General features: G+C 58.4%; 4 protein-coding genes. 3 read left to right on the top strand and 1 reads right to left on the bottom strand.

Annotated features, from left to right (window positions below):
- Positions 1–217 precede the first annotated feature (217 nt).
- A complete protein-coding gene (locus B9Z33_RS11100) occupies positions 218–832 on the top strand; it encodes a hypothetical protein (protein WP_108287119.1) in 615 nt (204 codons plus the stop codon).
- Positions 833–926: 94 nt separating this feature from the next.
- Positions 927–11,630, top strand: a complete 10,704-nt coding sequence (locus B9Z33_RS11095; protein WP_146183860.1) for an Ig-like domain-containing protein — start codon at positions 927–929, stop codon at positions 11,628–11,630.
- Between the two features lie 183 nt (positions 11,631–11,813).
- On the opposite strand, the gene B9Z33_RS15545 is transcribed toward B9Z33_RS11095, so the two are convergent.
- On the bottom strand, positions 11,814–12,023 hold the full coding sequence (locus B9Z33_RS15545) for a hypothetical protein (RefSeq protein WP_158270210.1): 210 nt from the start codon (positions 12,021–12,023) through the stop codon (positions 11,814–11,816).
- Here B9Z33_RS15545 and B9Z33_RS11090 point away from each other — a divergent pair.
- On the top strand, positions 12,016–13,463 hold a 1,448-nt coding region (locus tag B9Z33_RS11090; protein WP_199220340.1), incomplete at its 3' end, for a VCBS domain-containing protein. The genes B9Z33_RS15545 and B9Z33_RS11090 overlap by 8 nt on opposite strands.

The raw sequence follows: 13,463 nt of genomic DNA, 5'->3' as shown, positions 1-13,463 counted from the left end.
TTGCCCAGCAGGCTTGGGCAACCAACCGCTTTTTTTAAGACTTTGCAATACCGCGTCACTCTTGATCGACTGACCTGGACTGTGTACTTTTTATATCCAATGCGTGATAGGCGTATGCAATTGTAAAAATTACTTAAAAAATATTCATTTAAATTCAATTAAGACAATTTAAGAAATGTAGACTAGCGGTTTTCACAGCTTAACTGAAAACTAAGTCATGCATTCATCAAAAGTAATCAGTCAATTGGCAGCGCGCAGCCTGTTGGCTCTGGGCCTGAGCTTGTTGTGTCACGTCCAAGTCACATGGGCGCAGACCAGCGTCGCAGACAACCCCTTCCAGCCTTTGGGTGCTGTTTTCAATCTGTCAGAGCGTGTCGTGGACAGCCAGGCCCGCCTGGTCATGTTCCGTCCACAGGCCTCAACAGAGACCTCCGGCGTGACCCGCATCAATGTCAATGGTGCGTACCACACCTCCTTGATGGCCGGTGCTTACGCTGTTTTGTGCCTGGCTCCCGGCCCCGTGGCCCTCGATGTCCGCCCAGTGGAGGCTCAGCAACCCGCAAGCCAGCAGGCCGACATGAACACCCAAATCCAGTTGGCTGCCGGTCAAACCGTTTACCTGAGCGCCAGCTTGCAAGGCAACGCCCGCTATAGCCTGCGCCCAGTCGAGGCCCTGCCAGCGCGTGAGTCGCTCAAACCCATGCGCGAACAAATTCATGCGCTTTCTCGTGTGCCAGCGGCTCAAGAGTGCAAAGACCCGGATGCCCCCGTGCCTGTAGCACCTGCCGCCGCCCCCGCTCCCACAGAGCCAAGCCCCACCGCAACGCGCTGACCTGCTTGCGTAGCCACTGGCTGAGCACGCCACCCATTTGAACTGTTGACCCCAAGTCAATCGCCCAACCTCCTTGAAGAAAACGAACAACACCATGGCAACCGAAAAAATCGCTTACAAATTGCGTATCAACGTGGGTGGCGACAAAACCAGCGAGATGCAGAACCTGAGCGCGGGCAAAACCGCCCGGATCAAAGCGCAAGCCGGTGTGCGTTACCAGTTGCAAGACGCCAACAAGAACGATGCGCCGCCGGAGCAGGTGCGCGTCAAGCGGGTAGGCAAGGACTTGCATGTGGCCTTGGGTGAGGGCGAAGAGGCTGCCCAACTGATCATTGAAGACTATTACGCCGTCATGCCCGAGGGCTTCAACGCCTTGGTCGGCCAGGCCGATGGGGGCAGTTTTTATGAATACGTGCTGGAAGCACCAACGGCAGACAGCTACACACTGAGCCTTGCAGAAGGCCAGGACTTCACCTCGGCGGTGTTGGGCGGCAGCGAAGTGTCGGGCTCGGGTGCTGCGTTGGCGGTGTTGGCGTTCAACCCTTTGCTGGCGGCGGGTGCGGCTGGGGCGGCGGGTGCGGCAGCGGCTGCTGGCGGCGGGGGAGCAACTGCGACTGTTGACACCACGCCACCAGCGGCCCCGGGGCTCAAGGTCGATGACCGAGATGCGAACGGCAAGATCAACGCCAGCGGAACGGCTGAAATTGGCAGCACGGTCACGGTGACCTGGCCGGATGGCAGCACCAGCACAACAACGGCAGGCCCCGACGGCACTTGGGCGATTGAGTCGCCCACAGTTCAACCAGCCGGAACGGTCAAAGCCGAAGCGACCGATGCCAGTGGTAACAAGAGCGATCCAAGCTCGGTTGAATACATCGACGCTCTTATTGCCAGCATCGACGGCAACGGCGTAGTGAGCGGTACTGGCGCAACGCCTGGTCAATTGGTCACGGCGACTTTGCCCAACGGTGCCACCGCCACCGGCACAGCCGGTGCAAACGGCACGTTCACATTGAGCGCGTTCAGCCCCAAGCCCACCAACGGCGAGACTGTGACGGTCAGCACAGGTACGACCGCAGCGGGCAATCCCGCTGGCGAGACCACCACCACCTTGGCCCCCAACACCACCGGCATCACGGCCAGCATTGATGGCAATGGCGTGGTGTCTGGTTCGGGCGCAACACCCGGTCAAGTGGTCACAGCGACACTGCCCAACGGTGCCACCGCCACCGGTACAGCAGGCACAGACGGCACGTTCACTTTGAGCGCGTTCAACCCCAAGCCCGCCAACGGCGAGACTGTTGCGGTCAGCGCACCGACCTCGGCAGGCCAACCCGCAGAGACAGCCACGACAGTGGCCCCGAACAACACCGGCATCACCGCCAGCATTGACGGCAACGGGGTGGTGACTGGTTCAGGTGCAACGCCAGGTCAAGTGGTCACAGCGACACTGCCCAACGGTGCCACTGCCACCGGCACAGCAGGCACAGACGGCACGTTCACTTTGAGTGCGTTCAGCCCCAAGCCCACCAACGGCGAGACTGTTTCGGTCAGTGCACCGACCTCGGCAGGCCAAATCGCAGAGACAGCCACGACAGTGGCCCCGAACACCACAGGCATCACAGCCAGCATCGACGCCAACGGCGTGGTCACCGGTTCAGGCGCAACACCCGGTCAAGTGGTGACGGCCACTTTGCCCAATGGTGCAACCGCCACAGGTACAGCGGGTCCTAACGGCACGTTTACTTTGAGCGCGTTCGCGCCAGTGCCTGCCAACGGCGAGACTGTTTCTGTGAGCGCCCCAACAGGCGTGGCTGGTCAAAACCCAGAAACTGGCACGACTGTGGCCCAGAACACCACCGGCATCACAGCCAGCATCGACGCTTCGGGCGTGGTGACCGGCTCTGGTGCCACCCCAGGCCAAGTGGTCACAGCCACACTGCCCAATGGCGCAACCGCCACGGGCACAGCCGGCCCTAACGGCACGTTCACTTTGAGCGCCTTTGACCCAGTGCCGGCCAATGGTGAGACTGTTTCTGTCAGCGCCCCCACAGGGGTTACCGGTCAGCCAGCAGAGACTGGCACGACTGTGGCTCAGAACACCACCGGTATGACTGCCAGCATCTCGCCTGAAGGCGTGGTGACGGGTTCGGGTGCTACTCCAGGCCAAGTGGTTACAGCCACATTGCCCAACGGCGCAACCGCCACGGGCACAGCAGGTCCTAACGGCACGTTCACTTTGAGCGCCTTTGATCCCGTGCCTGCCAACGGCGAGACCGTTCAGGTCAGCGCGCCTACAGGCGTTGTGGGTCAGCCCGCAGAGACTGCTTCGGCTTTGGCCCCCAACACAACAGGCATCACGGCCAGCATCTCGCCCGAAGGCGTGGTGACGGGTTCGGGTGCAACACCCGGTCAAGTGGTCACGGCAACTTTGCCCAACGGCGCAACCGCCACCGGTACAGCCGGTCCTAATGGCACATTCACTTTGAGCGCCTTTGATCCCGTGCCAGCCAACGGCGAGACCGTTCAGGTCAGCGCGCCTACAGGCGTTGTGGGTCAGCCCGCAGAGACAGCTTCGGCCCTTGCCCCCAACACAACAGGCATCACGGCCAGCATCTCGCCCGAAGGCGTGGTGACGGGTTCGGGTGCAACGCCTGGTCAAGTGGTTACTGCCACATTGCCCAACGGCGCAACGGCCACAGGCACAGCGGGTCCCAACGGCACGTTCACTTTGAGCGCGTTCGCTCCAGTGCCCGCCAACGGCGAGACTGTTTCGGTCAGCGCGCCCACAGGTGTGGCCGGTCAGAACCCAGAAACGGGCACGACTGTGGCCCCCAACACCACAGGCATTACAGCCAGCATTGACGCTTTGGGCGTGGTCACCGGTTCTGGTGCCACTCCAGGTCAAGTGGTCACAGCCACACTGCCCAACGGCGCAACGGCCACAGGTATAGCGGGTCCCAACGGCACGTTCACTTTGAGCGCGTTCGCGCCAGTGCCCGCCAACGGCGAGACTGTTTCGGTCAGCGCGCCCACAAGCGTGGCCGGTCAGAACCCAGAAACTGGCACGACTGTGGCCCAGAACACCACCGGAATCACAGCCAGCATCGACGCCAACGGCGTTGTCACCGGTTCCGGTGCCACTCCAGGCCAAGTGGTTACAGCCACATTGCCCAACGGCGCAACGGCCACAGGTACAGCTGGTCCCAACGGCACGTTCACTTTGAGCGCGTTCGCTCCCGTGCCCGCCAACGGTGAGACTGTTTCTGTGAGCGCGCCAACAGGCGTGGCCGGTCAGAACCCGGAAACTGTTTCGGCTTTGGCCCCCAACACCACAGGCATCACAGCCAGCATCGACGCTTCGGGCGTGGTGACCGGCTCTGGTGCCACCCCAGGCCAAGTGGTCACAGCCACACTGCCCAACGGCGCAACCGCCACCGGCACAGCCGGTCCTAACGGCACGTTCACTTTGAGCGCGTTCGCCCCAGTGCCTGCCAACGGCGAGACTGTTTCGGTCAGTGCCCCAACAGGCGTGGCAGGGCAACCTGCAGAAACGGGCACGACTGTGGCCCCCAACACCACAGGCATTACAGCCAGCATTGACGCTTCGGGCGTGGTGACAGGTACAGGCGCAACGCCAGGCCAAGTGGTGACGGCTACTTTGCCTAACGGCGCAACAGCCACAGGTACAGCAGGTGCAAACGGCGCGTTCACGCTGAGCGCGTTCGATCCAGTGCCGACCAACGGTGAAACCGTCTCGATCAGCGCACCGACAGGCGTGGCAGGTCAGAACCCAGAAACTGCTTCTGCCTTGGCCCCCAACACCACCGGCATCACAGCCAGCATCGACGCTTCAGGCGTGGTGACAGGTACAGGTGCAACGCCCGGCCAAGTGGTGACAGCCACATTGCCCAACGGCGCAACAGCCACAGGCACAGCAGGTGCAGACGGCTCGTTCACTTTGAGCGCGTTTGCCCCTGTGCCTGCTAACGGTGAAACCGTCTCGATCAGCGCGCCAACAGGCGTGGCTAATCAGCCTGCAGAGACCGCCACCACCTTGGCCCCTAACACCACTGGCATCACAGCCACCATCTCGCCCGAAGGCGTGGTGACGGGTTCCGGTGCAACGCCCGGCCAAGTGGTGACAGCCACATTGCCCAACGGCGCAACAGCCACAGGCACAGCAGGTGCAGACGGCTCGTTCACTTTGAGTGCGTTCGCTCCAGTGCCGACCAACGGTGAAACCGTCTCGATCAGCGCCCCAACAGGCGTTGCCGGAAAGAACCCAGAAACTGCTTCTGCCTTGGCCCCCAACACCACCGGCATCACAGCCAGCATCGACGCTTCGGGCGTGGTGACAGGTACAGGCGCAACGCCTGGCCAATTGGTGACAGCCACATTGCCTAACGGCGCAACAGCCACCGGCACAGCAGGTGCAGACGGCGCGTTCACGCTGAGCGCATTCGATCCAGTGCCGACCAACGGTGAAACCGTCTCGATCAGCGCACCGACAGGCGTGCAAGGTCAGAACCCAGAAACCGCGACGACTTTGGCGCCAGACAACACCCAGATGACTGCCAGCATCACGCCCGAAGGCGTGGTCAGCGGTACAGGCGCAACGCCAGGTGCGGTGGTGACAGCTTCACTGCCAAGCGGTGCAACGGCCACCGGCACTGCCAATGCGGATGGCACGTATACCTTGAGCGCGTTCAACCCCGCACCCGTCAAAGGTGAAACCGTTAACGTGTCCGCTCCTCACGCGGCAGGTGCACCTGAAACCACCACGGTCACGGCCTATAACGAAGCCCCCGTTGCTGATCTCAGCACAGGCTCTGGTACTGAAGACTCCACCACCGTGACAGGTGACGTTTCAGGCAACGTGACGCACAAGGACGGCACAGAAACTTATGCACTGGACGATCCTCTGACCGCCACGGGTGCTCACGGCAGTTTGTTGATGAACGCCGACGGCAGTTGGACTTATACCCGCACTGCCAACCTGAACGCCATTCAAGCCGCAGTCGAAGAAACCTTCACCTACCGTGTCACTGACAGTGCGGGCAACCACACGACGGCTGCGCTGAAAATTACACTGGATCCAGTCAACGATGCAGCCAACATCGCTGGCGATGTTGCAGCTGAAATCACCGAGACAAATGCTGCTGAGTCAGCTTCTGGCACGCTGACGATTGCCGATGTGGACAGTGCAGCCACATTTGTGGCGGCAAGCAACGTGGCAGGCTCGGGCGGCTACGGCAAGTTCACGTTAACCACGGCTGGTGCATGGACGTATGTGATGAACAGCGCTCAAGACCAGTTTGTTTTGGGCTCGGATTACACAGACAGCTTCACGGCGATGGCAGCTGATGGCACTTCGCAAGTGGTGACAGTGACCATTCATGGCACCAACGATTCACCCGTGGTTCAGCCCCGCAGTTCGAACACCAACACCCCAGTATCAACGTACACTGAAAATAGCACGGCACAGTACATCAGCAACGGTACTTTGTATGGTGACGCCGACACCGCCACGTTGACAGGTGCCAAGATCCAGATCAGCAACATGGTGGCAGGCGATGCGTTGAAATACACCAGTGGGACACCTGCGGCGCTTGTTTTTGCGGCACCGACAGACAATGGCTCCACTGTGGTTTACGCTTTGCCTTTTGGCATCACGGCCACTTACACCAAGGCCACAGGTTTGATGGAACTGACGGGCACTGCCACCAAAGCAGAGTATTCGAATGCTTTGAAGAGCATCCAGTTCGTCAGCACCAGTGACAACCCGACAGGTATCACGCTGGCCAATCCGGCAGGCGATACGCCATCGCGCACCATCACTTGGCAGATCAATGATGGTCAAGCCGCCAATAATTGGAGCGAGGTGGCAAACAGTACCGTCAACATCACAGCGGCTAATGACAAGCCAGTGGTAGGCACCGCAGATGGCTATATGAAGTTTTTCACCGAAAACGGGGGGGCTGTTTCTGCCAACAACGCCATCACGTTGACGGATTTGGATGCCGATTTCCTCACGGGTGCCACGGTGCAGCTTGATGTCAGTGCTGGCGTGACGCCTGGTGATGTCTTGGCATTTACCGCGATTTCCGGTGTCCCGATCACGGCATCAAGCTATGACGCGGCTACAGGCTTGCTGACGCTGACGGGCAATGCAACGGTCGCACAGTATCAAGAAGCGTTACGCGCGGTGACGTTTAACAACACCACTGAAAACCCAGCGTCCATGGGTATTACACGTTCGGTGAAATGGCAAGTCAACGACGGGTTTGGTTTGAGTATCGTCAAGACAACGCAGCTGTCGATGATCAGCAAGAACGATGCACCTGTGCTCGATGCGACAGTGGATGTGCAATTGCCCACCGTGTTGGCCAGTCTTGGCGTTCAAGCAGCTGCGCCTGTAGGCGCCGTGGGCACACTGGTGTCTGACTTGGTTGGGGGCGTTTCGGATGCAGATGGTGCTTCTGCACTCAAAGGCATCTCGGTGATCGGTATGAACCGTGCCCATGGCGTGGGTTATTTTTCACTGGACGGTGGCACCAGCTGGACTTTGATGGACGAAGGCCAGCAGGTCAGCATCAGCAAGGGCCGCATGTTGAAGGCGGATGGCTTGACTCGGGTGTATTACGCCCCAGCCGCAGACTTCGCGGGTACTGTCGCCGATGCTTTCATGTTCAGGGCCTGGGACCAGACCGGCAACGCCAGCACCAATGCCAGTGCGGCAGGGACGCAATTCAGCACAGGCACCAACGGCGGTGTCACACCTTATTCGGAGGCGACGGACACGATTTCGATCACCGTCCGACCTGTGCCGCCTACGCTCACTGTTAACGACAGTGACGCGGACGGAAAAATCAATGCCAGCGGATCGGCTTTGATTGGCAGCACAGTCAAGGTGACTTGGCCAGATGGCTCCACCAGTACAACCTTAACAGGCGCCAGTGGCAATTGGTCGGTAGAGTCCCCAACCGTACAAGCCGAAGGTGAAGTCAAAGCCGAAGCTTCTGTCGGCAGCACCACGAGTGACCAAGTCGCAGCGAACTACACAGACAGCACCCCACCGACTGTGGCGATCACAGAGCCCGTGACTCAAAACACGAACGGCACGTTGACCGTGAGCGGCACCGGCGAAGCCGGAGCCAGCGTGGTGGTGAAAGCGATAGATGGCTCAACTGTGGGCACAGCCACCGTGCTGGAAAACGGCACTTGGACCTTGACTAGCGCAGGCCCAGTCAAAGAAGGCACATTGACAGCGACAGCGACCGACATCAACGGTGAAGTTGGAACAGACACAGCTGCTTACGTGGACAACACACCACCTGCAATCCCAACCCTCGATGCGGTCGACAGCGACGCTAACGGCAAGATCAACGCCAGCGGCACCGCTGAACCGTTCAGCACAGTGTTGGTGACTTGGCCAAACGGCACCGGAACGCAAGTGTCCGTCGGTGCTTCGGGTGTATGGCAAGTCGAGTCCACTGGCGTGCAGCCGCGCGGCACAGTTAGCGCTAAAACCATGGACATGAATGGCCAGGTCAGCGACTCCAAAACGGCACCCTATGCAACAGTTACCAATCTTGATGTGGTCGACACCAATGGCAATGGCAAACCTACGGTCAGCGGCGAAACGTTGCCCAATTTGGTCGTCACCATCAAAGATCCATTTGGCGCAGAGCACACGGTCACGGCAGGGGCTGACGGCAAGTTCAGTTTGGAAATTGATCCTGCCCCCAGCCAATTGACCGGTGACTACACAGCGACAGCCGCTTATGGCGTTGGCCACACGACCAACCCCGTGACCGTCAACGAGACGGATTTAACGGCGCCTGTCATCAGTGGTTTGGATGTGAACGACGCGGATGTCGACGGCAAGCCCACCATCAGTGGCCATGTGGACACGCCCAATGTGGTGGTCACTATCAAAGATCCAGCAGGCGCAACGCACACCGTGACGGCTGGTCCAGATGGCAATTTCAGTTTGGAGATCGAGGTGGCTCAGGGCTCGGTTAACGGCGACTACACCGTGACTGCGGTGGACGCTGCGGGCAACACCAGCTTGCCAGAATCGAAGTCTTACAGCGCTTTTGTCCCCTTAACGATCAACGAGCCAATGTTGCAAAACACCGACGGCACCATGACCGTGAGCGGCACAGGTGAAATCGGAGCCACCGTGGTGGTGAAGGACGTGAACAACGTCGAGATCGGCACGGCCACCATCGTTGACAACGGCCAAGGCGTGGGCACTTGGACAGTGACCAGCTCAGGCCCCGTGCCTGAAGGCACGCTCAGCGCAAGCGCCACCGTCGGCACCAACCCCCCAAGTACAGACACCGCGTTTTATGAAAACAAACCCGTGGCTGTGAACGATCTGGGCTCAGGCACCGAAGACAGCACCACGCTGACCGGCAACGTCTCTAGCAACGACACCCACAAAGACGGCAGCGAAGTCTTTACGCTCAACACTTCGCCCACAGGCACTTATGGATCTTTGGCGTTGGCAGCAGACGGTACCTGGGAGTACACCCGTAATACCACCGACTTGAATGGCATCACTGCATTTGTGCAGGATTCTTTTACTTACAAGGTGACAGACAACGCGGGCAACGAGAGTACGGCCACCCTCACCATCAAGCTCAATCCGGTGAACGATGGGCCCACCATTTCTGTTTCAGGTGCTTATTCACTTTTTAATGAAGATGGCGGGCCGGTGGCTGCTTATAAAGAATCGGTGACCTCGGTGATTCTTGCAGACGTTGATTCCAGTCATCTCAGTGGCGCAACGGTCAAAGTTAATCATCAAACTACCAATCTGTTTGTGACTGGAGATTTGTTGACGTTCACGACAGCTTCTGGAAGCGCGATTGAGGGCGCTTACGACGCCATGACCGGTATTTTGACTTTCACTGGTCTGGCCACGGTGGCTGAGTATCAAACGGTGTTGAATTCTGTGAAGTTCAATAATTTACGTGACGATATTGAAAGCGGACCACGAAGAATTACGTGGACAGTGACAGATGCGGAGGGCCAGTCCAATCAACTGCCTGCGGGTTTGCCGGTGCGCAGTTACGTTGGCGTGACGCAAAAAAATGACGCACCAGTATTGCTGGACACCAATTTGGTCATGCCCAATGTGCAGCCGACCGCAGCAGAGTTGCCCCAGGGCAGCATGCCCACGGGCTTGGTGGGGGTTTTGGTTTCCTCTTTGCTCGGCGGCTCTAGTGATGCCGATGGCAATTACGCTAACGTCTACAAAGGCATTGCCGTTGTCGGTGTGAACAAGACTTTGGGTGAGTTGTATTTCTCGCTCAACGGAGGGGCGTCTTGGTTTTCATATGGCGCCTCGGCAACCTTGAGTGAGCAAAATGCCTTGTTGCTAAAGGCGGGTCCTTCGGCCCGTGTGTATTTCCGCCCTCATGTGGGTGTGGAGGGCAACATTGCCGAAGCCTTCACCTTCCGCAGCTGGGATGCTTCGGACAGCGGAGTCCGACCCACCATGTCGGGCGTTCAAGTCAACACCTACCCGATCACTGTGACAGGTGGCACCAGTGCCTATTCCACCGCCACAGACACGGTTGCACTGAACGTGGACACAACAGCCACGCCTGGTTTCACAGGCACCTCTGGTGACGATGTGATGGTTGGAACAGCCGGGAACGATGTGATGGTGGGCAACGGCGGTGCAGACCAATTCAGCGGTGATGCCGGCAACGATCAAGTGGTCCTCAATGCCGCCAACGTGGCTGCATTGAGCGCCAGCAATGCGGCCAATGTGGATGGTGGCACAGGCATCAACACCTTGAAGCTCTCAGGGGCAGACATGTTGCTGGATCTGAGCAACGCCACAGTCCACGGCAAGGTACACAACTTCAGCACCATTGACGTTGTCGGCAATGGCAACAACACACTCAAGCTGGGTTTGGCGGATGTGCAAACCTTGTCAGGTGCCGCAGACAACGCAACGACAACCGATGTGAACGAAGCCCAGATGCTGGTTGTCAAAGGCAACGACGGCGACGCAGTGGTCTTAGAAAACACAGCCAACTGGTCACAAGTGATGAGCCTCAAAGGCGCTGATTTGACAGCTCTTTATGGCGTGGACCATGGTTTTGTCACTGACCACCTCTATTCCCAATACACCCACAGTGGTGCCACTTTGTTTGTGGACGAGTTGATGGCCGTTGCTGATTTGGTGGGCTCGACTGACGCCAATGTGCTGACAGGCACCAACAACGCCGATGTCATATTTGGCAATGGTGGGGCAGACACCATCACTGCCGGAGATGGCAACGACAAGGTTCTCCTCAACGGCCGAGCCATTGCAGACCTTTCCAGCAGTAGCATGAGCGTCGACATCAATGGTGGAGCAGGCGTCAACACCCTGTCCATCTTTGGGCGAAACCTCACGCTGGATCTGAGCGACGTCACGGTCTCGGACAAGGTCCACAATTTCAGCATCCTTGACATGCACCAAGGCATGGGCAACACGATCAAGGTCAGCCTGCAAGAAGTGTTGAACATGTCGGCTGGCGTGGACAACGTGAACACCGCTGTTGATGAGTCCAAGATGCTAGTGGTTCAAGGCAACGGGGGTCTTGCCGTCAACAAATTGGCGCTGGTCGATGGTGCCAACTGGAGTGCTGTGTCCAACTTGGGGGGCACTACCATGATTAACACTTATGGCGCTGAATATGGTTTCGAAGTGGGACGTAGCTACACCCAATACACCAACGGTGCGGCCAACCTGTTTGTCGATCAGACCCTGATACATCAAATCCTGTAACGCAACGCGTGTGGTTTGCGCCAACCGGAGCCTTTGAACGGGTTCCGGTTTTTTTTGGTGTATTGATCGATAAGACGTAATAAATTGATACAAAACTGTTCAATTGAGATTCTTATTGATTTTCTGCCTCAAAATGTAGTTCTTAGATATTCTTAAATACGTCGCGTGTGCGCCGTATGTTCCTCAAACTTCAACATTGATGTAATTCATGACTGAGCCAACCACCACCATCAGCTTTTTCGCAACTGAAAACTCCTCGGGCAGCATCAACTTGTCCGGCAGCGTAAGCGGCGTCCCCAGCGGTAGCACGATCAAATTTTTGATAACCGATACATTTGGCAACAGCAAAACGGTCTCTGCCGTGGTGACTGATGGTGAGTTCAGTGTGTCCAACGTCTGGGTGGGCATGTTTGGGGCGGGTACTTTGGACATCATCGCCACGGCTGGCGGTGTGACCGAACCCGGTCAGTTGGAATTGTCAGGCAACACCACACAGTCACCCGTGACCCTGACCACCCATGTCTTGGACGAGAACATGAATATCGATGTGCAGGGGGTGGCGCCAGCGTTGCTGCCCGGCACGGTGTTGACGCTCCTCATTCACGATGAGCAATATCAAGAAGTCACAGCCACTGCCTTGGTGCTTGCCGACGGCACCTTCAGCGTGCAAAACATCGATACACAGGGCTTGAGCGAGGGCACACTGCAATTTGATGTGATTGCTCAAGATGCCAATGGCTCTCTGAACCTGACCAATATAGCCAGTTTGGTATTGACGGGCAGTGGGCCGCAAGGGGCAGACAACACCCTCAATGCGACAGAAGACACTGCTTTTGTGGTGACAGCAGCGGCTTTTGGTTACAACAGTACCCAGGGGCACACATTGACGGGTGTGAAGATCGCGGGCTTGCCCGCACAAGGCACGCTCAAGCTCAATGGTGTGGCCGTGCAAGTCGACGATGTGATCACCAAGGCCGACCTGGACGCCGGCAAGTTGACCTACCAAGGGGCTCTGAACGGCAATGGCAGCAACTACGCCAGCTTTCTGTTCAAGGTGCAAGACAATCGCGCCAACAACAACGAAGACACCACGCCCAACACGCTGACATTTAATGTGGCTGCGGTGAACGATGCCGCCATCATCAGCGGCACCGCAACCGGTGCAGTGACCGAAGCGGGCGGCGTGGCCAATGCAACCCCAGGCACACCCACAGCCAGTGGCACCTTGACCTCCACCGATGTGGACGGCACAGCCAACGCCTTCACGGCTGTCAGCACAGCCACAGCCAGCACAGGCGGCTACGGCACTTACACCATGACCGCTGGCGGGCAGTGGGCTTACACACTGAACAACGCCAACACCACCGTGCAAGCCTTGACGGCGGCACAAACCTTGACCGACACCTTCACCGTGACAGCAGCAGACGGCACCGCCAAAGTGGTGACCGTCACCATCACAGGCAGCAACGACGCAGCCGTGATCAGCGGCACCACCACCGGCAGCGTGACCGAAGCAGGAAGCGATGCCAACGGCAACGCCATCGCAGGCACACCTGGCGCTTCGGGCAACTTGACCTCGACAGACGTCGACGGCACCCCCAACGCCTTTACAGCGGTGAGCACGGCGACAACCACTACAAATGGCTACGGCAGCTACACCATGACAGCAGGTGGCGCGTGGGCCTACACGGTCAACAACAGCAACGCTGCAGTGCAAGGCTTGCTTGCCTCACAAACGCTGACAGACACCTTCACCGTGACAGGGGAAGACGGCACCATAAAAACGGTGACAGTGACGATCAACGGCGCAAACGTTGCAGCTGCGATCAGCGG

This window comes from Limnohabitans sp. T6-20 (assembly GCF_003063505.1).
Lineage (GTDB): Bacteria > Pseudomonadota > Gammaproteobacteria > Burkholderiales > Burkholderiaceae_C > Limnohabitans_A.
This window is presented reverse-complemented; position numbering and strand designations above follow the sequence as displayed.

Excerpts from the sequence above, each read along its gene's own strand:
- B9Z33_RS11100 (WP_108287119.1), top strand. The coding sequence starts at position 218 with ATGCATTCATCAAAAGTAATCAGTCAATTGGCAGCGCGCAGCCTGTTG.
- B9Z33_RS11095 (WP_146183860.1), top strand. The coding sequence starts at position 927 with ATGGCAACCGAAAAAATCGCTTACAAATTGCGTATCAACGTGGGTGGC.